A 26,386-nucleotide genomic window follows, 5' to 3' on the forward strand; every position below is an offset into this window, starting at 1 on the left:
CAGTCTGTCCGGGGGCTCAACGCGCGTGCCGCCGAACGTTCATATGGGCTTGGCACCGGAACAGAACAACCATATGGCCGGACAGTTCCTCCGGCCATAGTGGCTTCACCGCCAATCACTTAACAGAAGGTTGGGCCTTCCGCTCGCGATCAGGTTTCCGAAAAGTAGCTCTGCAGGGTCCGAACCTCAAGGTCCCCGCCCAGATAGGCGCGGATGCCCTGCGCGGCCGCCACGGCCCCGGAAAGAGTGGTGTAATACGGCACTTTATGCAAGAGGGCCGCGCGCCGCAGAGAACGGCTGTCGGCGAGCGCCTGCGGGCCTTCGGTGGTGTTGAAGACGAGCTGGACGTCGCCATTGGTGATGGCATCGACGATGTGCGGCCGGCCCTCCAGCACCTTGTTCACCTTCTCGGTCGGGATCCCCTGGTCGGTCAGGAAGCGGGCCGTGCCCGACGTCGCCAGCACCTTGAAGCCGAGCGAATGCAGCTCGCGAACGGCCTCGGTGATGCGCGTCTTGTCGCTCTCGCGAACCGAAACGAACACCGTGCCCTTGCGCGGCACCCGCGTGCCGCCGCCGAGCTGGCTCTTGGCGAACGCCACCGCAAAGGAGCGGTCGATGCCCATGACCTCGCCGGTCGAGCGCATCTCGGGGCCGAGCACGGTATCGACCCCGGGGAAGCGGGCGAACGGAAACACCGATTCCTTCACGCCGACATGATCGAGGTTCGCCTTCTTCAGCTTGAAATCGGCAAGCTTCTCGCCGGCCATGACGCGCGCCGCGATCTTCGCGACAGGCGTACCGACCACCTTGGCGACAAAGGGCACCGTGCGCGAGGCCCGCGGATTGACTTCGAGCACGTAGATCTCGCCGTCCTTGATGGCGTATTGCACATTCATCAGGCCGACGACGTCGAGGCCGAGGGCCAGCTCGCGGGTCTGCCGCTCCAGCTCCTCGATCATCTTGTCGTCCAGCGAGTGCGGCGGCAGCGAGCAGGCGCTGTCGCCGGAATGGATGCCGGCTTCCTCGATGTGCTCCATGATGCCGACGATGAAGGTGTCCTTGCCGTCGCAGAGGCAGTCGACGTCGATCTCGGTCGCATCGGACAGATAGCGGTCGAACAGCAGCGGATTCTTGCCGAGCACGGTGTTGATCTGGCCGGTCTTGTCGTTCGGGTAGCGCGCCTTGACGTCGCCCGGCACCAGCTCCGGCAGCGTGCCGAGCAGGTAATCGCTGAGCTGGTTTTCCTCGCGGACGATTTGCATCGCGCGGCCGCCGAGCACGTAGGACGGGCGCACCACCAGGGGCAGCCCGAGATCGGTTGCGACCAGGCGCGCTTGCTCCACCGAATAGGCGATGCCGTTCTTGGGCTGCTTCAGCCGCAGCTTGTCGAGCACCCGCTTGAAGCGGTCGCGGTCTTCCGCAAGGTCGATGGCGTCGGGCGAGGTGCCGAGGATCGGCACTTCGGCGGCTTCCAGCGCACGCGCGAGCTTGAGCGGGGTCTGGCCGCCGAACTGCACGATGACGCCGTGCAGCGTGCCGTTGGTGCGTTCCTTCGCGATGATCTCCAGCACGTCCTCGGCGGTGAGCGGCTCGAAATAGAGCCGATCGGCGGTGTCGTAGTCGGTCGACACCGTCTCCGGGTTGCAGTTGACCATGATGGATTCGTAGCCGGCGTCGTGCAGCGCGAAGCAGGCGTGACAGCAGCAATAGTCGAACTCGATGCCCTGGCCGATGCGGTTCGGTCCGCCGCCGAGGATGATGACCTTCTTCCTGTCGGACGGCGAGCTCTCGTCCGCAGGCGTGCCCGCGAATGGCGCCTCATAGGTCGAGTACATGTAGGCGGTGGGCGAAGCGAACTCGGCCGCGCAGGTATCGATGCGCTTGTAGACCGGGCGAACGCCGAGCGCGTGGCGCTTCGCCGTGACCTCGGCCTCCGTCGTCTCCGCGATCACCGCGAGCCGGGCATCGGAGAAGCCCATGGCCTTGAGCGTGCGCATGCCGAAGGCGTTGCCCGGCAGGCCGTTCTTGCGGACCTTCGCTTCCATCTCGACGATGCCGCGCATCTCGCTGAGGAACCACGGATCGATCTTGCAGGAATTGAAGATCTCCTCGTCCGACCAGCCGAGCCGCATCGCCTGCGCGACCTGGAGCAGCCGGTTCGGTGTCGGCGTGCCCAGCGCAGCGCGGATCGCATTCTTGTCGTCGTCGCGGCCGAGGCCTTCGATCTCGATCTCGTCAAGTCCGGTGAGGCCGGTCTCGAGCCCGCGCAATGCTTTCTGAAGGCTTTCCTGGAAGGTGCGGCCGATCGCCATGACTTCGCCGACCGACTTCATCGACGTAGTCAGCGTGGTGGAGGCACCGGGGAATTTCTCGAAAGCGAAACGCGGCACCTTGGTGACGACATAGTCGATCGTCGGCTCGAACGAGGCCGGCGTGGCGCCGCCGGTGATGTCGTTGGCGATTTCGTCGAGCGTGTAGCCGACCGCAAGCTTGGCGGCGACCTTTGCGATCGGAAAGCCGGTAGCTTTCGAAGCCAGTGCGGAAGAGCGCGACACGCGCGGGTTCATCTCGATGACGACCATGCGGCCGTCTTCCGGGTTGACGCCGAACTGCACGTTGGAGCCGCCGGTCTCGACGCCGATCTCGCGCAGCACCGCCAGCGAGGCGTCGCGCATGATCTGGTATTCCTTGTCGGTCAGCGTCAGCGCCGGCGCCACCGTGATGGAATCGCCGGTGTGCACGCCCATCGGATCGAGGTTCTCGATCGAGCACACGATGATGCAATTGTCGTTCTTGTCGCGCACCACCTCCATCTCGTACTCTTTCCAGCCGAGCACGGATTCTTCGATCAGCACTTCGTTGGTGGGAGACGCATCCAGGCCGCGCTCGATGATGTCGAGGAACTCTTCCTTGTTGTAGGCAATGCCGCCGCCGGTGCCGCCCATGGTGAAGGAGGGGCGGATGATCGCGGGCAGGCCGATCTCGGACAGCGCCATCAGCGCCTGGCCAAGCGCATATTCCTGGTAGCGCTTGCGGCGGTCGCTTTCGCCGAGTGCCCATTGCCGCTCGAGCTCTTCGAGTGCAGCGCCCGATGCCTTGGCGCGTTCGGCCTGGTACTTGTCGCGGAAGGACTTCTTCAGGGCGGAGGCGTTGGCGAGCCGCGACTTCGGCGTCTCGAGCCCGATCTTGGTCATGGCCTCGCGGAACAGCTGGCGGTCCTCGGCCTTGTCGATCGCGTCCGCGGTGGCGCCGATCATCTCGACGTCATACTTTTCCAGCGTGCCTTGCTGGCGCAGCGAGAGCGCGCAGTTCAGCGCGGTCTGTCCGCCCATGGTCGGCAGCAGCGCGAAGCCGCCCGGAATGACGTGACGTTCCTTCTCGATGATTTTCGCGACGATCTCGGGCGTGATCGGCTCGATATAGGTCGCATCGGCCAATTCGGGGTCGGTCATGATGGTGGCCGGATTGGAATTGACGAGGACGATGCGATAGCCCTCTTCCTTCAGCGTCTTCACCGCCTGGGTGCCCGAATAGTCGAACTCGCAGGCTTGGCCGATCACGATGGGACCGGCGCCGATGATCAGGATGGTGGTGATGTCTGTACGTTTGGGCATCAACTCTCGCCGAAGTGGAATCTGGGCACAAAAAGGGCGCGCCTGCTGCGCGTCCCTTTGGCCGAGAGCGCGGTGGTCCCCCCTCGCGCGCGGGGTGGGTCTTAGACCAGTTTTCGGGGCGGCGAAACCCCGAAAAACGCCCATCAACCGGCAATTTTGATCGGTTTTGGCCGGGCCTGCCAACCGCGGGCGAGATGGACCAGAAGAGCGGCCGAAACGCTCAATCCGCCGACCCAGCCGAGATCGGCGGGGCTCCACGCCGCAAGCACGGCGCCGCCCAAGGCACCGCCGATCGCAAAGCCGAGATACATGGCCGAGGCGTTGAGCGAGAGCGCGATCATCGAGGCCTGTGGCTCGATCCGGATGATGCTGGCGACCTGGGCCGGGTAGAACGCCCATCCCGAGATGCCCCAGAGGAAGATCGCACCTAGCACCGCGTAATGCGCCTGTTCCGGCATCAGCTTCAGGACCAGCGAATGCAGGATCAGCGCGCTGGCCATGCCGGCAAGTCCGAGACCTGCTGTGGCGAGCGTGCCGAGCCGGTCGGCCAGGACGCCACCGAACATGTTCCCGATCGCGGCGGCGCCGCCGAACACCAGCAGCGCGAGGCTGATCTGCGACGCATCGAATCCAAGGCCGCGCAGCGGGACCGCGAAATAGGTGAAGACGGTGAAGCCACCGAGCGCCCATAAAATCGTGATCAGAAGCGCCGTCAGGACATTGCGGTGACGCGCCACTGCCAGCCGATCGCTGAGCGAGGCCGTGTTGCGTGGCAGGCCGCGGGGCAGACCGAGCAGGAGGCCGGCGAGCGCAACGGCACCGATCAGGGCGACCATGGCAAGGTCGCGCGCCAGCCGAGCAGGCTGCCGACGAGATTGCCGAGGGGAACGCCGATGACGGTCGCAACCGTGAGGCCCGAGGTAACCAGCGCCACCGCGCGGCCGCGTCGCTCCGGCGCGGCGACGGCCACGGATACGGCCAGCGCGGTCGGCATGCACAGCCCGGAGCCCAGCGCCATCAGCATGCGCGAGGCCAGCAGCAGGGCGTAATTCGACGCCACCATCGCCGCGAGGTTTCCGGCGATGAAGGTCGATAGCGCCAAGGCCAGCACGGTGCGGCGGTCGATATTGTTCAGTGTCACCGCCAAGATCGGCGAGCCGACCGCATAGGTGAGGGCGTAGGCTGTGACCAACTGCCCGGCGGCGGGGACGGAAATCGCCAGGTCCGTGGCGATCGACGGCAAAAGCCCAGCAATGACAAAGCCTTCCGTGCCGATCGCAAAGGCTCCCAAGGCCAACCAGAATACGCTCATCGGAGAAATCCCTATGTTCAACGTTTATTGAACTATTGATGGGACCGGGTCAGGAGTCAATTGGTTCAAGAACTATTGAACATCCAGGTCATTTCGCTATGCTCTTCGGACGATGAGCCGCACCCCACCCCACCCCACCCGCGAGCAGATCGAACTGCCGATGGTTCTGGATTGCCTGAGCGATCCGATCAGATTGGCGATCGTGTACCAGCTCGCGCAGCAGGAACGTGTCAGCGGCGAGCTGTGCTGTGGCGATTTCAACGGGCTCAGCGGCAAGTCGAATCTTGCCTATCACTTCGCCAAGCTGCGCGAATGCGGCCTGATGCAGACCCGCGTCGCCGGCACCAACCGCTTCGTGCGCCTGCGCCGCGACGATCTGGACGCACGCTTTCCGGGCCTGCTCGATGCTGTCATCACCTCCGCGGCAAAAGATGCCGACCGGCTGCGGCTTGTGTCGGAATGTGAAGTGGTTGAGGCTGATTGAGGATTGGGCGGCCAGTCCCTCTACGCTTGCCCTTCGCTCCAGCTACGCCGGACACGCTTAGCCCCCTTCGGGCCTCGCGTGGCTGCGCCACGCGTAGCCCCGTGAGGGGCGAAGCGTGGAGACCCGGCCTGGATTTGAACCAGGATAAAGAGCGATGCATCGCCCTCGCGTAGACACTTCCGCCACCGGGCCGCGGCGATCATTACCGATCGGGGTGCGACAAGCCACCTCAGGCAGACGTTATGCTTAACGGATCCACCAAGCTCAACGGACCAGCGGCGGCCGCGCGACGAACGTCATGCGCCAGCTATTGTGGCCGATATTGCGGTGAGCACGCTGGACCGCGAAGCCGACTCCCTTGAGCGTGGCGGTGATCTCCTCCTCACTGTAGCGCTGTAACCCGATGCGCGTTCGCAGCTGACGGTAATCCGACAGTGCGGTGCTGATCAGCCCGATCAGTGCATCTTTCAAAAAGCCGTGACGCAGGCCGAAGCTGAGCAGCGCCGTAACGTCCCTGAACATGCCGACATTGGGCTGGAGGATATCGCCCAGCACGAGCTTGCCCGAGGGCTTCAGGATACGGGAGAAGTTGAGGAGCGCGGCGTCGAGCTCGTCCGGCGTCATGTATTGCGCGACCGAGTTCATCACGACGAGATCGATCGACTGCTCCTGCATCTTGCGGACGTCGTCGAGCGAGCGGACGCGGATTTTCGTGTTCGGGGCAAACCGCGCGATCAACCGGCCGCGTACGCCGGGCGCAGGCTCGGCGAGGATCAGCTTGCCGCAGGCCGCCGCGACCTGGCTCGCCGACAGCGCCTCGCCGCAGGCATAGTCGAGCACGGTCGCCTCGGGCGAAGAGATGTAGCCGATGATGTCCCGCGCGATGATCTGGAAGTGCAAGTCGCGATGCAGCTTGCTGACATAGATCGTGTGCGTCGAGTCGTAATAATCGATCCAATCGTCCATGGTCGTCGAGGGCCCCGGCCAAACGGTTCCGTTGCAGGAACCGGCGCTGCCCGCCTGCGTTAGGGGTGCGGCGGCGCGCCGTCAATGTCTGCGTCCTAACAGGAAGGTTTCCCGTGAGCAAAGCTCCACAAAAGGTCTCGCCCGACCTCGACACGCCCACCGATCTGTCGTCCCAGGCGGTCAACAAGGTTTCGGAGGCACTCAACGTGCTTCTGGCCGACGCGTTCGCGCTGTATCTGAAGACCAAGAATTTCCACTGGCACATCAGCGGCCGGCATTTCCGCGACTATCATCTGCTGCTCGACGAGCAGTCCGACCAGATCTTCGCCACCACCGACCAGCTCGCCGAGCGCGTCCGCAAGATCGGCGGCACCACGCTGAAATCGATCGGGCAGATCGCCAAGCTCCAGACCATCAAGGACAACAACGAAGACTATGTCCCGCCGCGCGAGATGCTGCGCGAGCTGATGCAGGACAACAAGCATGTCGCCGCCGCAATGCGCAAGGCGCACGAGGTCTGCGACGACGCCGGCGACGTCGCCAGCGCCAGCATCCTCGAGAACTTCATCGACGAGACCGAGCGCCGCACCTGGTTCCTGTTCGAAGCCACAAGACAGGAAGGCGCGAACGAGGCGTAGGGGCACACTGTCGTAGGGTGGCCAAAGGCGCGCTCTTCGCGCGCCGTGCCCACTATCTCTCCGCAGTTCAAACTGTTTGGTGGGCAGGCTTCGCTTTGCCCACCCTACTGCACCGTCTTTGTAGCTACCGCCACAACCGCATCAACGCCCCGTTCTTGCCCGTCACCGGATCGGCCGGCGGCCGCGCGACGTTTGGAATCGTCTTCAGCGCCTTGGCGTGGTTCTCCGGTGTTGCGCGGGTGACCTCCATCTTCGCGCCCGGCGGATAGGCGCCGATCACGCAGAAATCCGCGCTGGCCTTGATGCGTTGGTGACCTGTGCCGGCGGGCAGGATCGCGACGTCGCCGGCCTTGATCTCCAGCTCCTGGCCGTGGTCGCCGCCGAAGCGGACGCGCGCGCTGCCACGCGCAACGCCGAGCACCTCGTGCACCGTTGCGTGATAATGCAGATAATCGAACACGCCATTGCGCCACGTGCCGCCCCAGCCGTTCGCTTCGAACAAGCGTTCGATCGTCTCTTCCGGCTGTCTGGAATCGAGCTTCACCGCGGCCTGGTAGACCAGGAAGGGGAGGATATTGTTGGGCACGAGCCCGTCATCCTCAAATACGATGGCGAGCGGCTCGGCATTGTCGCGGACGACAGACATAAGAGGCTCCTGCGTGAGCGTAGCAGTGATCAACGAAGGGAGTTAAGCGGCGTTCCTCGTTCCGCTGTCATTCCGGATTCGCGCTGCGCTGCGCCCGGAACGACAAGAGCCCGGGCGAAGGCCCGGGCTCGATGTCGTCAAAGCAGTTGCAGGAGAGCGCGCGCCCTACACGCTCTTGTTCTGCCGCATCAGATCGGCAAAGCGCTGGAACAGATAGTGCGAGTCGCGCGGACCCGGTGAGGCCTCGGGGTGGTACTGCACCGAGAACACCGGCTTGCCGTCGAGCTGGATGCCGCAATTGGAGCCGTCGAACAGCGAGATGTGGGTCTGCGTCGCGCCCGTCGGCAGGGTGCTCTCGTCGACGGCAAAGCCGTGGTTCATCGAGGTGATCTCGACCTTGCCGGTGGTCTCGTCCTTCACGGGATGATTGGCGCCGTGATGGCCCTGGTGCATCTTCTTGGTCTTGGCGCCGACGGCGAGGCCGAGCATCTGATGGCCAAGGCAAATTCCGAATGTCGGCGTGCCCGACTTGATCACGTCCTGGATCACGGGCACGGCATATTTGCCGGTCGCGGCCGGATCGCCGGGACCGTTCGACAGGAACACGCCATCCGGCTTCATCGCCAGGATATCCTCGGACGACGTCGTTGCCGGCACCACCGTTACCTTGCAGCCGACGCCGGCGAGCAGGCGCAGAATGTTGCGCTTGATGCCGTAATCGATGGCGACCACGTTGAACTCAGGCTTGTCCTGGCGGCCAAAGCCCTTGTCCCAGAGCCAGGGCGTCTCGTCCCAGGTGAAGCGCTGGCCTGAGGTGACCATTGGCACCAGGTCCATGCCCTCGAGGCCGGGCCATTCGCGCGCTTCTTCCTTCAAGCCGTGCAGGTCGAACTCGCCGTCCCTGGCGTGCGCGATTACGGCGTTGGGCATGCCCTTGTTGCGGATCAGCGCGGTCAGCGCGCGGGTGTCGATGCCGGAGAGGCCGATGATGCCGCGCGCCTTCAGCCACTGGTCGAGGTGCTTGGTGGCGCGATAGTTCGAGGGATCGGTGATCGCGGTGCGCAGGATCACGCCGCGCGCGCCGGGCGTCGCGGCCATGTTCACCGTCTCGATGTCGTCGTCGTTAGTGCCGACATTGCCGATATGCGGGAAGGTGAAGGTGATGAGCTGGCCGGCATAAGAGGGATCGGTGAGGATCTCCTCATAGCCGGTCATCGCGGTGTTGAAGCAGACCTCGCCGACGGCTTGGCCTTCGGCGCCGAGGCCAAAGCCTTCGAGCACCGTGCCGTCGGCAAGCACCAACAGCGCGGTCGGTTTGTGGTCCGGCCAAGCGTGATCGTTATCATGTTGTGTCATGAGCCCGGTTCATAGTCCCCGCGGGCGCTGCCGTCAAAGCGGAGATGCGCCGATTCACATGCGTTTTTGCATATTTGACAGGTCGGCTTGGGCCCCTAAGCTCCGCAGCATAATTTCCGGCAAATTCCGGGGCTCGGGAGGCAATAATGGACCAGACGACGCCGATTCTGCTGGTTCCGGGATTAGCCTCCTCGGCCCGGATCTATGCACCGGTGATCCCGTCGCTGTGGCAGTTCGGCCCGGTGATGGTCGCCAACCATATTCGCGATGACAGCATGGCGGCGATCGCCCGGCGGGTGCTGAGCGAGGCGCCGCCGCGCTTCGCGCTCGCCGGCCATTCCATGGGCGGCTACATCGCCCTCGAGATCATGCGCCAGGCGCCCGAGCGGGTGGCCAGGCTCGCGCTGATCAACACTCAGGCGCGGCCCGACACGGAGGAGGCGACCGCACGCCGCCGCGGCCTGATGGAGCTGGCCCGGCGCGGGGAGCTGCGTGCCGCGCGCGAGGAGATGTTTCCCGAACTGGTGCATCCGTCGCGCCGCGACGATGCAGGCATTCGCCAGCTCGTACACGAGCAGGGCGATGACGTCGGCGTCGAAGGCTATCTGCGGCAGCAGACCGCGATCATCGCGCGGGTGGATTCACGGCCGACGCTTGCGACGATCAAATGCCCGACATTGGTGCTGACGGGCGATCAGGACAACACGATTCCCAACGCATTCTCGAAGGAGATGGCGGAGGGCATTGCCGGCGCAAGGCTCGTCGTTCTGGAGAATTGCGGACACCTGCCGCAACCGGAGCAGCCTGCGGCGACGGTGCGGGCGCTGGTCGAATGGCTGGGAACCCCGGTTGTCTCCGGGCTGCGAACGGCCTAGATCAGGCGTCGGATAGTCTAGGGGATCACGATCATGCTGCGCGACGACATCAACAATGCGGTCAAGGAGGCCATGAAGGCCAAGGAAGAGCGCAAGCTGTCCACGCTGCGCATGGTCAACTCGACCATCAAGAACGCCGACATCGAGGCGCGCGGCAACGGCAAGCCGCCGCTCTCGGACGCGGACTTGCTCGGCGTGTTTCAGAAGATGATCAAGCAGCGCCAGGAATCGGTTGAGCTCTACGAGAAGGGCGGCCGTGCCGAACTCGCCGCGCAGGAGCGCGACGAGATCGCGGTGATCTCCGCGTACTTGCCGAAGCAGATGTCGGATGACGACGTCAAGAAGGTGATCTCGGACGCGATCGCCGAGACCGGCGCCGCCGGCATGAAGGACATGGGCAAGGTGATCGCCGTGTTGAAGACCAAGTACGCCGGCCAGATGGATTTCGGCAAGGCCTCTGGTTTGGTGAAGGCTGCTCTGACGGGCTAGGCGGCCGCGCCGAAGGTTTGCCAGGAGCTGACAGACTATCATCCTGGTCACGCCCGGCCTTGTGCCGGGCATCCACGTTCTTCAAAATGGAGAGAAAGAACGTGGATGGCCGGGACGAGCCCGGCCATGACGAGAACCTCCGATGAGCAGGGCCTCTCCCATGACCGCCATCAAGCCGTTCCGCATCGCCATCAGCGACGACGTCCTCACCGACCTCAAGTCGCGCCTCGCCCGCACGCGCTGGCCGGAGGCGGAGCTGGTCGATGATTGGAGCCAGGGCGCGCCGCTGGCATGGATCCAGGAAATCTGCACCTATTGGGCTGATGGCTACGACTGGCGCGCGCGCGAAGCGAAACTCAACTGCTTCGAGCAGTTCACCACCGAGATCGACGGGCTCGACATCCACTTCCTGCATGCGCGCTCGAAGGAGCCGTCGGCACTGCCGCTGATCATCACCCATGGCTGGCCCGGCTCGATCGTCGAATTCCAGAAGGTGATCGCGCCCTTGGTCGATCCTGTCGCGCATGGCGGCAATCCTGCCGATGCCTTCCACGTTGTCTGCCCGTCGCTGCCGGGCTTTGGCTTTTCCGGCAAACCCAAGACCACCGGCTGGGGCGTCGATCGTATCGCCGCGACCTGGGCCCAGCTGATGGACCGGCTCGGCTATATCAGGTACGGCGCGCAGGGCGGCGACTGGGGCTCGGCAGTGACGACCTCGCTTGGCATGCAGGACGCCGAGCATTGCGCCGGCATCCACATCACGCTCGCCTTCAACGCCGCGCCGAAAGTCGAGGGCGAACCGACGCCGGAAGAGAAGCGCGCGCTCGCCGGCCTCCAGCATTACGTCGACCTCGACTCCGGCTATTCGAAGCAGCAATCGACGCGGCCGCAGACACTCGGCTACGGCTTGACGGATTCGGCGAGCGGGCAGGCGGCCTGGATTCTGGAAAAATTCTGGGCCTGGACCGATTGCAACGGTCATCCCGAGAACATCTTCACCAAGGACGAGCTGCTCGACAACGTCATGCTCTACTGGGCGACGGAGACCGCGACCTCGTCGGCGCGGCTCTATTGGGAAAGCTTTGGCAAGCGCCGGACCACGCCGGTCGTCAAGGTGCCGACGGGCGTGGCTGTCTTTCCCAGGGAGATCATCACGCCGGTGCGGCGCTGGATGGAGCCGAACTTCCGCAACATCACGCATTGGAGCGAGATGGAGAAGGGCGGCCATTTCGCCGCATTCGAGCAGCCGGAGCTGTATGTCGGCGAGGTCAGAAAGTTCTTCCGGACGGTGCGCTGAGACGCATTCTCCGTCAGGCCCGGACTTGTCCCGGGCATCCGCGCCCTTAAACTCAGGTCAAACAAGAACGTGGATGGCCGGGACAAGTCCGGTCAGACGACGCTGCCGGGAAACGACCATGCTCACCGAAGCCAGCACCTATGACGAACTCTACGGCAATTTCCGCTGGGAGATCCCGGCGCGCTTCAACCTGGCGGAGGCCTGCTGCGATCGCCACGCCGACGGCACCGGCCGGCTGGCGCTGGTCTATCTCGATGAGAACGGCGCCATCACGCGCACATCCTTCGACGATGTCGCGGAGATGTCGCGCCGCTTCGCCAATGTGCTGAGGGCGGATGGCCTTGTCCGCGGCGACCGCGTCGCGGTGTTCCTGTCGCAGTCGCTGGAGCTGCCGATCGCGCACATGGCCGCGTTCCGTTCGGCGATGATCTCCATTCCGCTGTTCGCATTGTTCGGCGAAGACGCGCTGGAATTCCGCCTGTCGAACTCGCAAGCGAGGGCGATCGTCACCGACGAGGGTGGCTGGGAGAAGCTTTCGAAGATTCGCGACCGTCTGCCGGAGCTGAAGAAGGTCTACATCGTTGGCGAACGAACGCCGGCGGGTACGACATCGTTCTGGAATTCGGTCAAGGCTGCATCGCCCGACTTCAGGCTGGTGGACACGTCTGCTGACGATCCCGCGCTGATCATCTACACCTCGGGCACGACGGGCAATCCGAAGGGCGCGCTGCACGCCCACCGCGTCGTGCTCGGACATCTCCCCAATGTCGAGATGTGCCACAACTTCCTGCCGCGCCCCGGCGATCTGATGTGGACGCCGGCGGACTGGGCCTGGATCGGCGGCCTCATCAACGGCCTGTTCGCGTTCTGGTACCACGGCATTCCCCTGGTCGGTCACCGCGCGCGAAAGTTCGAGCCGCAAGCGGCGATGCAGATGATGGCCGATCTCGGCGTGCGTAATGTGTTCCTGCCGCCGACCGCGCTGAAGCTGATGCGGCAGGCCGGCGTGACGCATTCCGGCATCAAGCTGCGCAGCATCTTTACCGGCGGCGAGTCCCTCGGCGGCGAGCTGCTCGGCTGGGTGCGCGAGACCTTCGGCGTCGACGCGCACGAGGTGTTTGGCCAGACCGAATGCAATCTCGTGATCGGCAGCAACGCGAATCTGTTTCCGATCCGCCCCGGTTCGATGGGCAAGGCGACGCCGGGTTTCGACGTCCGCATCGTCAATGACAGAGGCGAGGAGCAGCCACGTGGCCAGCGCGGCATCATCGGGGTGCGCCAACCCTGTCCTTGCACGATGCTCGAATACTGGCGCAATCCGGAGGCAACGTCGAAGAAATATGCCGGCGAGTTCCTGCTCACCGGCGATCTCGGGGTGCAGGACGAGGACGGTTACTTCTGGTACGTCAGCCGCGAGGACGACGTCATCACCACCGCCGGCTATCGTGTCGGCCCGTCCGAAATCGAGCACACGCTGATGAAGCACCCGGCGGTGGCGATGGCGGCGGTGGTCGGCATTCCCGATCCGATCCGCACTGAATCGATCAAGGCCTGGATCGTGCTGCGCCCGGGCTTTGCCGCCAGCGACGCACTCGCGCGCGAGATCCAGGAGTTCGTCAAGGTGCAACTCGCCGCCCACGAATACCCACGGTTCGTGGAGTTCGCGGAGACACTTCCAATGACCGCCACCGGAAAGGTGCTGCGGCGCGAGCTGCGGACGAGGGGTTAGCTTCCTGCAATGGCAAAGACGTCTCAAGCCGCGGGGCTTCACCGCGCTTCACTTGCGAAGCTGAGCGAACTCGATGCGGCGCTGGAGCTCATGTATTACGGCTGGCGCGGCATGACACTCGAAGCCGACGCATATCTCGCCAAGCAAGGACTGTCGCGCCCGCACCATCGCATCCTCTACGTGGTGGCGCGCCGGCCCGATATCGCGATCGGCTCGCTGATCGAGATCCTCGGCATTTCCAAGCAGGCCCTGAACCGGCCGCTCAATTTGTTGCTTGAGCGCAAGCTCCTGACCTCAAAACGCTCGCCCGAGCAGCATCGCTCGAAGCTGCTGCGCCTGACGGCCGCGGGGCAGCGCATCGAGCAGCGCGCATCGGACCACGAGCGCAAGGTGCTGCGCGAGGCGTTCGATCGCGTCGGAGCGACAGGTGCGGCTGCGTGGATGGGCGTGATGGAGGCGATCGCCGACACCAACTGACGATTCCTGAAGTCAACATGGTTGACATGAGGAGCGGGCTTTGCCACTTTCCTGGCCAACGAGCCGTGGGAGGGCTCCGCCATGCGTCTTTCGGATATCGTGCTGCTCCTCAACGCGCTCTGGTTCGGCGGCGCCTTCATCCAGTTCAGCATTGCGCAAGCCAATACACTGAAGATTCTCCTGCCGCGGGAAGAGCGCACCAATCCGATCGCGCCGACATTGTCGGCCAGCGTGGCATTCCTTGGCGGCATCAATCTGCCGATCGGCCTTCTGTCGCTCTACCTTCTGGCAGCCCGTCCGGTCTTCTTCCAGCCGGTCGAAGCGCAGCTGGTGCTGTTCCTGTTCTTTGCCGCCTGCCATTTCAGCCAGTTCGCCTACAACCTTCCGGTCCTGCTGCGCGGAGGACGCGTCGGGGTCGCTTATTGGCCCGTGTTGAAAGGCCCGATGCTCAGGATCTTCGTCATCGACGCGGCCTTGTTCGTGGCCAATCTGGGTGCGGCGCTTCTCCTCGCGTCGCGCTCCTGACTACCGCGACGGCGTCGACAGCGCAGATCGCAGCATGGCGGCGAGGTCTCGCCGCCGGAACGGCTTGGTCAGGATGCGGGCATCGCCGATTGCGTCGGGCGCCGAGACCGGATTTTGGCTGTAGCCGGAGGTGAAGAGCACCTTGAGCCCGGGTCGCAGCTGGATTGCTTGCCGGGCAAGCTCCGGCCCGAACATGCCGCCGGGCATCACGACGTCGGTGAACAGCAGGTCGATATCCCCGGACTGGCGCAACAAGTCGAGCGCCGCCGGGCCGCTCGCGGCCGTGATGACGCGATAGCCGAGCGTCTTCAGCTCGCTTTCGACATAAGTCCGAACCATGTCGTTGTCTTCGACGACGAGAATGGTCTCGCTTCCTTCGCGCGTGACGATCCCTTCGGCGGGTGAGGCGTCCTCGTTTGGCGGTGTTGCCAGGCGGGGAAAGAACAGCCTGACGGTGCTGCCTTGTCTCGGTGCGGACTGCATCTGCACCAGCCCGCCGGACTGCCGCACAAAACCGTAGACCATGCTCAGGCCGAGCCCGGTCCCCTTGCCGACCTCCTTGGTGGTGAAGAACGGCTCGAACGCCCGGCTCGCCACCTCGGCGGTCATGCCGCTGCCGGTGTCGATCACGGCCACCATGACATAGTCGCCTGGTCGCGGTTCGCCATTGATGTCCAAGTCGGATTCACCGAGCGAGACGTTGCGCGCCTCGATGGTCAGCCTGCCGCCCAACTGCATGACATCGCGCGCGTTGAGCACGAGATTGAGCAGCGCAGTCGTGAGCTGGCCGGGATCGACGCTGATCAACCACAGGTCCGGTGCGAGCGCGAAGGTGCATTCGATGTGCTCGCCCAAGGGGCGGCGCAACAAGTGCTCCACCTCCTTAATCTTTTCGCCGATGTCGATGTCTCGCGGCCTCAGGGGCTGCTTGCGCGCGAAGGCGAGCAGGCTCCGCGTCAGGTCGGAGCCGCGTTCGGCAGCTGTCGCGATGTCGCCGGCGATCCGGTGCAACTCCTTGTTCCCCGCCAGCCTGTCGGCAAGGTGCTCCGAATTGCCGAGAATGACGGTGAGGAGATTGTTGAAGTCATGCGCCACACCGCCGGTGAGCTGACCCATGGCCTCCATCTTCTGGGATTGGCTGAGCTTCTGGTTGAGGTCCGCGATGGCCGCCCGTTGCTGCTCAAGCGATTCGGCAGTGTCGTTGAGCAGGGTCATCAATCCGCCCAGCTCGCCGCGCGGATGGGGAGGAGGAATTCGCGCGTTGAGATCGCCGAGCCCGAGTCTCTTCGCCATGTTGGCGAGCCGCCCGACCTGGCGCCCGACGCTCACGGTCGCGAGGATCCATACGCCGGCCAGCAGCAGCAGCAAGGCCACCGCGAGGATCGCCATATCCTCATAGAGCCGGCGATTCGCCGCCGCGACCAATCCGTCCTTGGACCGTCCGACCAGGATGTAGAGGCCGGCATCACGGATCGAAGGTGAGTGGGCGACGGCCCAGACCTGCGTGCGGCCGTCGCGATCGGTCACTTCCTGAAATGCCTTTTGATCGGGAGCCGTCGCGAAGCCGAGCAGGTCGGATCCCGCGATCGACGCGCCCACGGGCGCGGTCCAGCCGGCTCCCGAGGGAGCGACGAGAACGGTGCCCTTGCCGTCGATGAGCAGAATATCCTTCTCGGCGAGCAGCCGCTTGTGGTGATACTCGGCGAATTTGCGCAGGTTGAACGAGGCAAGCAGCACCAGCTTCAGCGCGCCCGCCTCCGATCGCACCGGATATGCGATCTGGAGCACCGATATTCCGGTCAGCCGGCCGAATACCGGCTCAACCACGACGTTGCGCGAGACCAGGGCCTGCTTGAAATAGGCGCGATCCCTCAGATCGAGGGTGCGGTTGGTCCGCAGCGAGTCGCAGAACAGGCTGCCGTCCGGATCGATGGTCAGGATTCCCGTGAACTGAGGGTATTCCTCGCGCACGTCCGACAGAAACGCCGAGCACGCCGCCTTGTCGCGCGTGTCGAGGTCGCGCGCGCGGGCCAGACCATAGTGAAGCTGAGCGGTGCCCTGAATCTTCCCACCCAGATCGCTCGCAATGTCGTCGGCCGAGGCCGACAGATTGGCCAGGGCGGCGTTGACTTCACTGCTCCGGTTCTGCACGAAACGCAGCCCGACGAGGCTCGCCGGCACCAGCATGGCCGCGATGACGAGTATCAGTAGTCGGGTACGCAAGCTCATCGGTCGGACGGTCCATTCGAGTCATCGCGCTCGTTCAAAGACTCAATTTGCGGCACCACCCGCCGCTCAGTCCATAGGCATCGGGTCGAAAAAGTCCCCGACGGGGAAAGATTTCGAGCCGCGGGCAGGACGGATGAGCTTCCCGAAGGACGCGCGCCGTCGGCGCGGTGGTTTTCCCGGGTCTGCGCCGGCGGCTTCGGGATACTGTCGTCCAGCCAACAACTCGCGCGTGCGCACCTGCCGCGGGGACGCTAAGATCGAGTCAATCCGCGTGCGACGGAGATCGCGCCGGCGAACGAGGAGGAAGCTGATGTCCATTTCGGGCAAGGTCGACCCGGTGGTGCGTCCCGTCGCGGCGACCGACATCGCCGAGGCGCTGGTCGAAGGCCTGCGGGATTTCCAGGCGCTGCCGCTTTACGGCCTCTGCTTCGGTACGCTCTACGCCGCCGGCGGCATCGCCATCATGCTGTGCTTCACTGCGTTCGGCATGGTCTATCTGGTCTATCCGCTGGCCGCCGGCTTCGCGCTGCTCGGGCCATTCGTGGCGATCGGGCTCTATGAAGTCAGCCGCCGTCGCGAGCGCGGCGAGCCCGTCTCGCTCGGCGCGATCTGGTCGGCTGTGCGCGCGCGCAGCGAGATCGGCTGGATGGCCTTCGTCACGCTGTTCGTGTTCGTGGTCTGGATGTATCAGGTGCGGCTTCTGATCGCGCTGCTGCTTGGCCTGCATGCCTCGTTCTCGAGCCTGCAGGAGTTCATGACGGTGGTGCTGACCACGAACGAGGGCCTGCTGTTCCTCGGCATCGGCAACGCGGTCGGCGCGGTGCTGTCGCTGATCCTGTTTTCGCTGACGGTCGTGTCGTTTCCGCTGCTGCTCGACCGCGAGGTCGATTTCGTCACGGCGATGGTGACAAGCGTGCGCGCGGTCGTGGCCAGCCCGCTGCCGATGATTGGCTGGGCCGCGGTGATCGTGATGGTCCTGATCGTCTCGGCGCTGCCGTATTTTCTGGGGCTGGTGGTGACGCTGCCCGTGCTCGGGCACGCGACCTGGCATCTTTATCGGCGGATCGTGGTGCCGGTGGCGTAGCGGGAAGCCGGACGCAACGGCAGCGAGCTATTCGCCGGTTGCCAGCCGGCGTTCGCCGGATGAGGTCAGTTCGAGTTCGCCGAGGCGCCTGATTGCATAACCGAGGTTGGTCAGGCGCTCGCCGTGCGCTTGCGGGATTTCGCCTTGCGCCTTGCCCTTGCCGATCTCGGCCAAGGACGCAAATTCATCGGCGCTGAGTGCAACGCTGCTGTCTCTCATCAGGCAACCTCGTCGGTCCATACCTTGAAATTGACAAGGGTATTCGGACCGAAGGTTTGGGTGATCGGGACGTCCGCGGCATCGCGTCCTTGTGCGATCAACACGCGACCGATCCGCGGCGTGTTGTTGCGCGGATCGAACATGTGCCAGCTTCCGCCGAGATAAGCCTCAAACCAGCCGGCGAAATCTCCCACGGCCCAGGGCTTCGGCGTGCCGATGTCGCTGAGATAACCGGTGCAGTAACGCGCCGGGATGTTCATGCAGCGGCAGAACGCGATGGCAAGATGAGCATAGTCGCGGCACACGCCCTTGCCTTCGTCGTAGGCTTCCCGCGCCGTCTTGGTCGCGCGCGCGTGCTCATAGCCGAAGGCGATGTGACGATGAACGAAATCGCAGATGGCCTGGACCCGCGCCCAGCCGGGCGGCGTGTGCTCGAACAACTTCCATGCGATATCCGACAGGCGATCGGTCTCGCAGTAGCGACTGCCGAGCAGATAGACGAGCGTGTCGGTCGGCAGCGCCTCGACGGCGTGCTGAGCCGCGTTCGGGAACACTGGATCGGGCAGGCCGCTGTCGCTCACGACGCCGTCGCCGGCAAGGCGAAAGGCGCCAGCCGGCGCCACGATGCGGCTGCACCAATTGCCGAAGAGGTCGCGATAGGGCGTGATCGGCACCGAGGGTCTGGTGGTCAGCAGGTCGGGCACGATGACATCGGAGGCGCGGGTGAAGTGCGTGCCCAGCACCATGATCATAGGCGTGGGCTGCGGGAATTCGTACAGCATCTCAAACCCGACGCGGAGCTTCATACGATTTTCCCTTGGCTAAGCTCGTAACATGGCTACGAAGCGGCCGATCACAAGGCTTTGACGGCTTATTCGGTCGCGGGCGGCAATTGGCGCCTCAAAAGTGCGGCACGGGCGAGAAAATGATAGCTAATTGCGGCGATTGCGCGCACGGTGCGGGAATGTCGAAAGATCTGTCGTTTCTGCGCCTATGCAGCGCCACGACTATTCGCGCGACGTGAAGCGCCTCATTCCCTCGCAGCGGCGGAGCCGACTCGTAGCGACGTCGTAACAGCGGTCGTCGCGCATATTGCCCACTCCAGCGGTGAGTTGGACGCGGCAGGCGCGTGCCGCGGACACCTGAAGGTTTCACCGCGATCGATCATGAGATCGAACGCCAACCGAAAGCACCCGATGCAAACTCAACCGATGCAAGCTCTCTCGCCACGGCACGTCAAGACAGAAGAAGCGCTCCGGCTCGGCGTCGAGTCGGGCTGGTACGCGATCAAGGTCAGTGGGACCTTTGTCTCGGGCCCGCACGACTCGGAAGCGGATTGCAGTCGCAAGATCGACGAAATCAATCCGCCTCCGGTGAAGAAGAAGCGATGACGACACGGAGTTCGCCCGCTACGGCGTCTTGATACCCATCGCCTTCAACGCTTCCAGCATCTGCGCCGGCGGCGCCATCTTGATCTGCGGCGCCTTGCCCGTTTCCAGCAGGCTCTTCAGCCCCGACAGGATTGCGGGCCAGCCGGTGCGGCCGCCGGAAAGGATGTCGTCGCTGAGCGGGCGGTCGTGGCGTTCGCTCACGGTGAGGCGGACGGCCTCGCCGGCTTGTTCAATCTCGTAAGTGACAAGCGTCGCGCCGAGCTTTGCGACGAGGTCGGGCCAGTTGACGTTCCACGTCACCGTCAGCTTGTTCGGCGGATCGTATTCGAACACATCGCCCGAAATGTGTTCCGAGCCATCAGGCGCGCGCACGACGAATTTGCCGCCGAGTCTTGGCTCCATCTCGACCGCAAAGCCGGAAAAATATTGGCGGCTGAACTCGGCGGAGGTCAGCGCCTCCCACACCTGGTCCGGCGTCGCGGCGATGTAAATCGTGTAGACGGTGAGCGGCTTGAACCGATCGAGGTTCATCTTGCATCGAATCCCTTGTTGAGGGCTGCGTGCGGAATGGCCAGCACCTTGCCGCTTTCCAGCAGGCTCTTGAGCCCGGACAGGATCGCCGGCCACCCGTTGGAAACGGCGCCGAAATATTTGCCGCCTTCGACGAAGCCGTCATGCAGCACCGTCAAACGCACGAGCGAGCCGAACGGTTCGATGGTAAAGACCACCCGCGAGATCGGCTCACCGCGCAGCTCCTCGTATTTTTGGTGCTTGAAGCTGTAAGACAGCCGCCGCGGCGGATCGGCTTCGAGGATCTCGCCGGAATCGGTGGTCTCGCCGTCCAGCAGCAGCGCGAAAGGGGAGCCGATTTTCCAGTCGGACCTGACCTCGGCGCCGAACCAGTATTGCTTGGTGAACTCGCTCGATGTCAGCGCCTCCCACAGCCTCGTTGGCGTTGTCTCGATGTAGGTGACATAGACGAATTGCGGCTTACTCATCACGCTTCTCCAACTGGCGTTTCAACTCGCCGAGTGCGGCGAGCTTGCCGCGCTCGAATTTCTTGATCCAGCGTTCGCCGATCTGATGGATCGGAACCGGATTGAGATAGTGCAGCTTCTCGCGGCCGTGCCTGATGCTCGTGACCAGATTGGCCTCTTCCAGAATGGCAAGGTGCTTGGTCACGGCCTGGCGCGTCATCGCGAGGCCTTCACAGAGTTCGTTCAGCGTCTGGCCGTTCCTGGCGTGAAGTCTGTCGAGCAGCGACCGTCGTGACGCATCGGCGAGCGCTTTGAAGACCTCATCCATGGCGGCGATAATAGGCAACCAAATGATTGCATGTCAAGCGCAAGGTCGTGACTTCCGTTCCCGCCCTCGCCATGCATTAATGCCGCAAACCGCTCCCAGCGAGTCCTCCCCATGATGTCTCTGCAAGCCTATCTCGCCTTCCTTGCCGCCTGCATCGCGCTCGCGCTGTTGCCGGGGCCGATCGTCACCCTCGTTATCGCCAACGGGCTGCGCCACGGCACGCGCGCGGCGCTGACCAATGTGGCCGGTGCGCAGGCCGGCCTCGCCATCGTCATCGGCATCGTCGCGGTCGGACTGACCTCGCTGATGGCGACCATGGGGTATTGGTTCGACTGGGTGCGCTTTGCCGGCGCCGCCTATCTGGTCTGGCTCGGCATCAAGCTGATCTGGGCGCCGGTCGAGGGCGTCAATGTGGATGAGCCGCCGGCGCCGCCGCGCGGCGGATTCTTCCTGCAAGGTTTCCTGGTGCTGCTGTCGAACCCGAAGGTGCTGGTGTTCTTCGGCGCCTTCATCCCGCAGTTCATGGACATGAACCGCGACCACTTCCCGCAGGTCGCGCTGCTGGGAGCCACCTTCATGGTCACTGCGGTGATGACGGACGCGCTCTACGCCATCGCCGCGGGGCGGGCCCGGAAGTTCTTCTCGGCTCGCCGCACCCGCATGATGTCGCGCATCTCCGGCGGCTTCATGATCGGCGGCGGCATCTGGCTGGCGCTGACCAGGGCGAAATAACCGCCGTCGGGCTAATCGACCAGCCTTTCCGCCCGCAGTTCAACCTCGATCTCTGCAAAAATCCGCGCCAGCCGCTCGGCCCATTGTTGCTGGCCAGACTGGTCGGCGATCAGATCCTGGCGGATCTCAATGCCGGTATTGACGAGGCCGCGAGCTTCGCCGTGCACGGGGATGGTGTAGTCGGTGAGGTCGTTCACCGCATAGGGCTCGTTGTCGCCCACGACGAGATCGCTCTCGCTGCGGAGATGCCTGAGCAGCAGCTGCGGCAGCACGGTGTCGCGATTGTAGAGCGCGCCGATGTGCCAGGGACGCGCGACGCCGGCGTAAACGGGCGTGAAGCTGTGCAGCGACACCAGCACCGTCGGCCGCTTGTCGTGCACGCGGCGGTCGATCGCGGCATGGATATGCCGGTGATAGGGCTCGAAAATCTCGCGGCGGCGCGCTTTGCGCTCCTGCTCCGAAATTCCCTCGTTGCGCGGGATCGCGGTTGCTTCGGAAATCAGGGGAATCGAGCTCACGGCGGCGGGCGGGCGGTTGCAGTCGATCACCAGCCGCGAATAGCGCTGGGCGATCAGATGTGCGCCCAGCATCTCTGCCAGCCGGTCGGCGACGCCCCCAATGCCGATGTCCCAGGCGATATGCCGCGTCAGCTCGTTCTCGGCGACGCCAAGATCGCCAAGCGCAGCCGGCAGGACCCTTCCGTAGTGGTCCGAGGTGAGCAAAAAAGGCGATGTCCCTTGCGCATTCACCTCGTGCACCGGGGGGACGTCACCCTCGCTGAGGAGTTGATTGGTCGCCCCGATTGTGTCTAAAGCCATCCTGATTGCCTAATGAAACAGCAGTCACCCCGAAGAATCGGGCGGGATTGCTATAGATTGGTCCGCCCGACATCACCATGATTGCCTGACGATGCCGTTGCTGACGATTCATCACAAGACCGAATATCGCTACACCCGCCCCGTGGCGTTCGGCGAACACAGGATCATGCTGCGGCCGCGCGACGGGCATGATCTGCGCGTGCTCGACTCCAGGCTCGAGATATCGCCCGAGCCGATGTCGCTGCACTGGATCCACGACGTGTTCGGCAATTCCGTCGCGATCGCGAATTTCGACGAGCGCGCGGACGCGCTGATCTTCGACTGGCACGTCACCGTCGAGCACAATCCGGTCGAGGAGTTCGCGCTGACGCCGGACGACTCGGCCTATTTCTATCCTTTCGCGTATGACGATGAGGAGTTTCCCGACCTCGTCCACTACATCACGCCGCAATATACCGATCCCGATGGCGAGATCGCGGAATGGGCGCGCGGCTTTCTCGACGAGGACGCGCCGACGCCGACCTTCAAGATCCTGAGCGGCATGACCCACGGTATCCGCGAGCGGTTCAAGTACCGCAAGCGCCACGAGCTGGGCACGCAGCATCCGCTCGACACCTTGCAGTCCGGTAGCGGAACCTGCCGCGACTACGCTCTGTTCATGATCGAGGCGCTGCGTCATCTCGGAATCGCCGCACGATTCGTCTCCGGCTACATCTTCCTGCCGGAGGATATCGAGCAGCGCCATGTCGGCGGCGGTTCGACGCATGCCTGGGTCCAGGTCTACCTGCCCAGCGCGGGCTGGATCGAGTTCGATCCGACCAACGGCATCGTCGGCACCCGCGACCTCATCCGCGTCGCGGTCGCCCGCGATCCGCGCCAGGCAATCCCGCTGCACGGCGTCTATATCGGCCCTGCCGGCGCGTTCGACGCCATGGACGTGACCATCAGGGTGGTGTCGGACGAGCAATGCAGCGGCGAGACACTCGAGGCGGAGGTTTTGTAGATCCGCTGCGATTTGCACGCTGCCGATTGATGGTTATAGAAGGCCATGACCTCCAATCGTCTCTTCGTCTACGGCACGCTGATGCGCGGCTTCGACCATCCGATGGCGCGGTTGCTTGCGGGCCACGCGGATTTTCTGGGTGAAGCGACCTGCCGCGGCCGGCTCGTTCTGGTGAAGCATTATCCGGGGCTGCTGCTCTCCGATGTGCCGTCCGACCGCGTCCACGGCGAACTCTTTCACCTGCGCGTGCCCGACGAACTCTTGCGCGAGCTCGACATGTACGAGGCCTGCGGCGAGGGCTTTCCGGAGCCGACCGAATATCTGCGCCAGCTGGTCGACGTGACAGGTGCAGACGGGGTGACGGCACCGGCCTGGACTTACATCTACAACTGGCCCGTCACCGATCTGCCGCGCATCGAATCCGGCCGCTTTCTTGGGCTCTAGCCCGACAGCACTTCCTTCACTGCGCGCACGTCGACCTCGCGCTCGACATAGCTCCACTCCTCGGTTCGCCTGAGCATCGCGACCAGCTCCTCGAACAGCGAGGCGTGCGCAGGCGCGAATTCGAACCAGGTCAGGAAGTCGAAGGGCCCGCCGAGGTCGCGGCAATGATAGAGCTGCCGCGCAATCGCAGGCAGGAAGCGCAGGCTGTTCGCGATGTGATGCGACTTGTCCTCGAAGATCCTGCGGCGCTCTTCCTGGGTCAGATCCCACCAGGCCTGCGACTTGCGGATCGGGATCAGCGCCCCACTGGTTGCTTCCAGCCGGCCGAGGCCGGCCTGCACGGAAGTGAGATGCTGCTTCTCCGGGCGCTCGGTGTAGCGCAAGCTGCTCGCGACACCGACCAGGCGCCAGGCATTGCGCGAGGGCACCAGCGGCAACGCGATGGCCTCGCTGTCGGTGACCGACAGCGTTGGCATGAAGGCGAGGGGCTCGCCCGTCACCGGCGAAATCGAGGTGATGCGCCAACCCCCGCTCTGGCCGCCTCGGAAGGTCCTGAACATGGCCCCCATGGAAGCGTGGAACCGGGGCGGGTTCAAGCTTTCCGTCGAATCTTCGACCTGTGAATAGCCGGGAGAAGCCCTAAGTGCATCGTATTTCCCGGGGGCATCCTTATATGCCTATTCGTTGGCAAAACGCCCGACTCACCCCAGAAATCAACCTGATGCGCTTCACGCCCCAATTCCTCGACGAGCTTCGGGCCCGGCTTTCGGTCTCCGAAGTCGTGGGCAAGCGCGTCAAACTGAAGAAGGCGGGGCGAGAGTGGAAGGGGCTGTCGCCGTTCCAGCAGGAAAAGACGCCGTCCTTCTACGTCAACGACCAGAAGGGCTTTTACCACGACTTCTCCTCCGGCAAGCACGGCGACATCATCAGCTTCATGATGGAGACCGACGGCCTGCCGTTCGCGGAGGCCGTGGAGCGGCTCGCCAATATGGCGGGCCTGCCGCTGCCAGCGGTGACACCGGATGCGGCGCGTCAGGAGCAGCGGCGCCGCTCGCTGCATGACGTCATGGATCTCGCCGCCAAGTTCTTTGCCGAGACGCTGGCCTCTCGCGTCGGCGCCAAGGCGCGCGGCTATCTCGCCGACCGCGCGATCTCGCCGGCGACGCAATTGCAGTTTCGGCTGGGCTATGCGCCACCTGATCGCTTTGCGCTGAAAGAGCATCTCGGCAAGCTCGGCGTCTCCGTCGACGACATGGTCGAAACCGGCATGCTGGTGGCCGGCAACGACATCCCGGTGCCCTATGATCGCTTCCGCGATCGCGTGATGTTTCCGATCACGGATCTGCGCGGCCGCGTCATCGCCTTCGGCGGGCGCGCGCTGGAGAAGGACGTTCCGGCCAAGTACCTGAACTCGCCGGAGACGCCGCTCTTCCACAAGGGCGACAATCTGTACAACCACCAGACCGCGCGCAAAGCCACCCATGACGGCAGCCCCCTCATCGTGGTCGAAGGCTATGTCGACGTCATCGCCATGGTCACCGCGGGCTTTGCCGGCAGCGTGGCGCCACTCGGCACCGCGCTCACTGAAAACCAGCTCGCGCTGCTCTGGAAAATGGCGGACGAGCCGATCCTCTGCTTCGACGGCGACCGCGCCGGCCAGAAAGCCGCTTATCGTGCCGCGGATCTCGCCTTACCCTTCCTCGCGCCCGGCAAGAGTCTGCGCTTCGCCCTGCTGCCGGAAGGGCAGGACCCCGACGACCTCGTGCGCTCCGGCGGTCGCGGCGCGATCGAGGAGGTGATCGCGGCGGCGCGTCCGCTCGCCGAGATGATCTGGTCGCGCGAGCTCGAAGGCGGCAATTTCGCCACTCCCGAGCGCCGCGCCGCGCTGGAGGCGCGCATCAAGGAGCTCTCCAACGGCATCCGCGACGAGGTGGTGCGGCGCTATTATCGGCAGGATCTTGCCGAGCGGCTCCAGCGTGCCTTTGCCCCCGAAGGCGGGCGCGGCGGCTTTGGCGCCGGCCGTGGCAATTTCCGCCCCGGGCCCGGCGGTCGCCAGTTCCAGCCCCGCGGTGGGGGAGGCGCGAATCGATTCGGCGGTCAGGGATTTGGTGGCCGCCGCGGCCCGCCCGGCCCGATCCAGCTGCCCTCCGGGCCCTATCAGGCGGCGAGCGCGCAGCTGGCGGCAAGCCCGATCATGCGCGGCCAACGCAGCGCCATCTCCCGCCGGGAGGCCCTGATCCTGCAAATCCTGATCAACCACCCCTGGCTCCTCCACGATCATCTCGAGGAAGTCGCGGCCCTGGAGCTGGCCCATCCCGAGGTCCATAAGCTCCGGGCCGGCATCATCGCCGCCTTCGCCAACGACCATCACCATTCGCCGGACCCCGGCGAGCTCGCCGAGAAGATGCGCAGCGACCTCGAGAAGGGTGGATTTTCTCAGGCCCTTCAAAGGGTTGAGGGCGGCATCACGACCGCGGCGGTGTGGGGCGCCCGCGAGGGCGCCGCACGGGACGACGTTCTCTCCACCTGGCATCAGCTGGTCGCCTTGCATCGGCAGTACCATTCACTACTTAGAGAGCTGAAAGACGCCGAGCTGGCCTTGGGGGAAGATCCCAGCGAGGCCAACATGGCGTGGCTGCGCGACGTCAAGGCTCGGATAGGCGAAGTCGACGGCACCGAGGCCCTGATCGAGGGTTTTGGCGAGCTGTCGGGCCGGTTCCAGAAGAGCGTGTGATGAAAGAATCATGCGGACG

At 64.4% G+C, this 26,386-nt stretch carries 26 protein-coding genes and 1 pseudogene; 14 read left to right on the forward strand and 13 right to left on the reverse strand.

From position 1 onward, the window contains the following. Positions 1-149: 149 nt before the first annotated feature. Positions 150-3,614, reverse strand: coding sequence for a carbamoyl-phosphate synthase large subunit (carB, locus tag AB3L03_RS23215; RefSeq protein WP_204512333.1), 3,465 nt, complete (start codon positions 3,612-3,614; stop codon positions 150-152). 143 nt (positions 3,615-3,757) lie between these two features. Further along, a pseudogene (locus AB3L03_RS23220) lies at positions 3,758-4,926 on the reverse strand (MFS transporter). A 112-nt stretch (positions 4,927-5,038) separates the two neighbouring features. Here AB3L03_RS23220 and AB3L03_RS23225 point away from each other — a divergent pair. After that, positions 5,039-5,410: a helix-turn-helix transcriptional regulator gene (locus AB3L03_RS23225; RefSeq protein ID WP_247296184.1), complete on the forward strand. Its 372-nt coding sequence runs from the start codon at positions 5,039-5,041 to the stop codon at positions 5,408-5,410. Positions 5,411-5,674: 264 nt separating this feature from the next. Here the strand turns inward: AB3L03_RS23225 and AB3L03_RS23230 are convergent, their stop codons facing one another. Continuing rightward, the gene (locus tag AB3L03_RS23230; RefSeq protein WP_247296182.1) at positions 5,675-6,376 is read right to left on the reverse strand and encodes a class I SAM-dependent methyltransferase; all 702 of its coding nucleotides are present in this window, start codon (positions 6,374-6,376) and stop codon (positions 5,675-5,677) included. 113 nt (positions 6,377-6,489) lie between these two features. On the opposite strand from AB3L03_RS23230, the gene AB3L03_RS23235 reads away from it, so the two are divergent. After that, entirely contained in the window at positions 6,490-7,014 is a 525-nt protein-coding gene (locus AB3L03_RS23235) for a Dps family protein (RefSeq protein WP_007596666.1), read from the forward strand. A gap of 124 nt (positions 7,015-7,138) precedes the next feature. On the opposite strand, the gene AB3L03_RS23240 is transcribed toward AB3L03_RS23235, so the two are convergent. Then, on the reverse strand, positions 7,139-7,660 hold the full coding sequence (locus AB3L03_RS23240) for a hypothetical protein (RefSeq protein ID WP_247360997.1): 522 nt from the start codon (positions 7,658-7,660) through the stop codon (positions 7,139-7,141). 165 nt (positions 7,661-7,825) lie between these two features. Next, the gene (gene carA, locus AB3L03_RS23245) at positions 7,826-9,016 is read right to left on the reverse strand and encodes a glutamine-hydrolyzing carbamoyl-phosphate synthase small subunit (RefSeq protein ID WP_026232561.1); all 1,191 of its coding nucleotides are present in this window, start codon (positions 9,014-9,016) and stop codon (positions 7,826-7,828) included. A 146-nt stretch (positions 9,017-9,162) separates the two neighbouring features. On the opposite strand from carA, the gene AB3L03_RS23250 reads away from it, so the two are divergent. From AB3L03_RS23250 to AB3L03_RS23275, 6 genes are all read left to right on the forward strand, one after another. Continuing rightward, positions 9,163-9,891, forward strand: a complete 729-nt coding sequence (locus AB3L03_RS23250; protein WP_204512331.1) for an alpha/beta fold hydrolase — start codon at positions 9,163-9,165, stop codon at positions 9,889-9,891. 33 nt (positions 9,892-9,924) lie between these two features. Further along, positions 9,925-10,380 (forward strand): GatB/YqeY domain-containing protein, encoded by a 456-nt coding sequence (locus AB3L03_RS23255; protein ID WP_018453597.1) that lies wholly within the window; start codon positions 9,925-9,927, stop codon positions 10,378-10,380. Between the two features lie 160 nt (positions 10,381-10,540). Beyond that, on the forward strand, positions 10,541-11,677 hold the full coding sequence (locus AB3L03_RS23260) for an epoxide hydrolase family protein (protein WP_247296249.1): 1,137 nt from the start codon (positions 10,541-10,543) through the stop codon (positions 11,675-11,677). Between the two features lie 118 nt (positions 11,678-11,795). Then, positions 11,796-13,406 (forward strand): acyl-CoA synthetase, encoded by a 1,611-nt coding sequence (locus AB3L03_RS23265; protein WP_204512330.1) that lies wholly within the window; start codon positions 11,796-11,798, stop codon positions 13,404-13,406. Positions 13,407-13,415: 9 nt separating this feature from the next. Beyond that, on the forward strand, positions 13,416-13,883 hold the full coding sequence (locus AB3L03_RS23270; protein ID WP_018453600.1) for a MarR family winged helix-turn-helix transcriptional regulator: 468 nt from the start codon (positions 13,416-13,418) through the stop codon (positions 13,881-13,883). A gap of 81 nt (positions 13,884-13,964) precedes the next feature. Further along, entirely contained in the window at positions 13,965-14,408 is a 444-nt protein-coding gene (locus tag AB3L03_RS23275) for a hypothetical protein (RefSeq protein ID WP_018453601.1), read from the forward strand. Here AB3L03_RS23275 and AB3L03_RS23280 read toward each other — a convergent pair whose 3' ends face one another. Further along, complete coding sequence (locus AB3L03_RS23280; protein ID WP_368507093.1) at positions 14,409-16,637, reverse strand: ATP-binding protein; 2,229 nt, start codon at positions 16,635-16,637, stop codon at positions 14,409-14,411. Between the two features lie 310 nt (positions 16,638-16,947). Between AB3L03_RS23280 and AB3L03_RS23285 the strand changes: the two genes are divergently transcribed. Next, the gene (locus tag AB3L03_RS23285; protein WP_018453603.1) at positions 16,948-17,721 is read left to right on the forward strand and encodes a DUF2189 domain-containing protein; all 774 of its coding nucleotides are present in this window, start codon (positions 16,948-16,950) and stop codon (positions 17,719-17,721) included. 27 nt (positions 17,722-17,748) lie between these two features. Here the strand turns inward: AB3L03_RS23285 and AB3L03_RS23290 are convergent, their stop codons facing one another. Both AB3L03_RS23290 and AB3L03_RS23295 read right to left on the reverse strand, forming a co-directional pair. Further along, positions 17,749-17,940 (reverse strand): hypothetical protein, encoded by a 192-nt coding sequence (locus tag AB3L03_RS23290; protein WP_368507094.1) that lies wholly within the window; start codon positions 17,938-17,940, stop codon positions 17,749-17,751. Then, positions 17,940-18,746, reverse strand: coding sequence for a transglutaminase family protein (locus AB3L03_RS23295; protein WP_018453605.1), 807 nt, complete (start codon positions 18,744-18,746; stop codon positions 17,940-17,942). The genes AB3L03_RS23290 and AB3L03_RS23295 overlap by 1 nt, the downstream gene beginning before the upstream one ends. Before the next feature lie 360 nt (positions 18,747-19,106). On the opposite strand from AB3L03_RS23295, the gene AB3L03_RS23300 reads away from it, so the two are divergent. Further along, the gene (locus tag AB3L03_RS23300; protein WP_007614662.1) at positions 19,107-19,331 is read left to right on the forward strand and encodes a hypothetical protein; all 225 of its coding nucleotides are present in this window, start codon (positions 19,107-19,109) and stop codon (positions 19,329-19,331) included. Positions 19,332-19,349: 18 nt separating this feature from the next. Here the strand turns inward: AB3L03_RS23300 and AB3L03_RS23305 are convergent, their stop codons facing one another. The 3 genes from AB3L03_RS23305 to AB3L03_RS23315 are packed head-to-tail and all read right to left on the reverse strand — an operon-like array spanning position 19,350 to position 20,636. Continuing rightward, complete coding sequence (locus AB3L03_RS23305; protein ID WP_247361000.1) at positions 19,350-19,862, reverse strand: SRPBCC family protein; 513 nt, start codon at positions 19,860-19,862, stop codon at positions 19,350-19,352. Continuing rightward, complete coding sequence (locus AB3L03_RS23310) at positions 19,859-20,329, reverse strand: SRPBCC family protein (protein ID WP_204512327.1); 471 nt, start codon at positions 20,327-20,329, stop codon at positions 19,859-19,861. The genes AB3L03_RS23305 and AB3L03_RS23310 overlap by 4 nt, the downstream gene beginning before the upstream one ends. Continuing rightward, positions 20,322-20,636 (reverse strand): ArsR/SmtB family transcription factor, encoded by a 315-nt coding sequence (locus tag AB3L03_RS23315; protein ID WP_368509067.1) that lies wholly within the window; start codon positions 20,634-20,636, stop codon positions 20,322-20,324. The genes AB3L03_RS23310 and AB3L03_RS23315 overlap by 8 nt, the downstream gene beginning before the upstream one ends. Before the next feature lie 111 nt (positions 20,637-20,747). On the opposite strand from AB3L03_RS23315, the gene AB3L03_RS23320 reads away from it, so the two are divergent. Continuing rightward, a complete protein-coding gene (locus AB3L03_RS23320; RefSeq protein ID WP_085384410.1) occupies positions 20,748-21,368 on the forward strand; it encodes a LysE family translocator in 621 nt (206 codons plus the stop codon). 11 nt (positions 21,369-21,379) lie between these two features. Here the strand turns inward: AB3L03_RS23320 and AB3L03_RS23325 are convergent, their stop codons facing one another. Beyond that, on the reverse strand, positions 21,380-22,186 hold the full coding sequence (locus tag AB3L03_RS23325; protein ID WP_247296173.1) for an N-formylglutamate amidohydrolase: 807 nt from the start codon (positions 22,184-22,186) through the stop codon (positions 21,380-21,382). Positions 22,187-22,277: 91 nt separating this feature from the next. Between AB3L03_RS23325 and AB3L03_RS23330 the strand changes: the two genes are divergently transcribed. Together AB3L03_RS23330 and AB3L03_RS23335 are read left to right on the forward strand one after the other, a co-directional pair. Further along, positions 22,278-23,189: a transglutaminase family protein gene (locus AB3L03_RS23330; RefSeq protein WP_018453611.1), complete on the forward strand. Its 912-nt coding sequence runs from the start codon at positions 22,278-22,280 to the stop codon at positions 23,187-23,189. Between the two features lie 45 nt (positions 23,190-23,234). Beyond that, entirely contained in the window at positions 23,235-23,633 is a 399-nt protein-coding gene (locus AB3L03_RS23335) for a gamma-glutamylcyclotransferase (protein ID WP_018453612.1), read from the forward strand. Here AB3L03_RS23335 and AB3L03_RS23340 read toward each other — a convergent pair. Continuing rightward, positions 23,630-24,193 carry a chlorite dismutase family protein gene (locus AB3L03_RS23340; protein WP_368507095.1) on the reverse strand — a complete coding sequence of 188 codons (564 nt, stop codon included), beginning with the start codon at positions 24,191-24,193 and terminating at the stop codon, positions 23,630-23,632. The two genes, AB3L03_RS23335 and AB3L03_RS23340, sit on opposite strands and share 4 nt — an antisense overlap. Before the next feature lie 161 nt (positions 24,194-24,354). Between AB3L03_RS23340 and dnaG the strand changes: the two genes are divergently transcribed. Further along, positions 24,355-26,367 (forward strand): DNA primase, encoded by a 2,013-nt coding sequence (gene dnaG / locus AB3L03_RS23345; RefSeq protein ID WP_018453614.1) that lies wholly within the window; start codon positions 24,355-24,357, stop codon positions 26,365-26,367. The last annotated feature ends 19 nt before the right edge of the window (positions 26,368-26,386 follow it).

The sequence above is a fragment of the Bradyrhizobium lupini genome, assembly GCF_040939785.1.
In the GTDB taxonomy this organism is placed as follows: domain Bacteria; phylum Pseudomonadota; class Alphaproteobacteria; order Rhizobiales; family Xanthobacteraceae; genus Bradyrhizobium; species Bradyrhizobium canariense_D.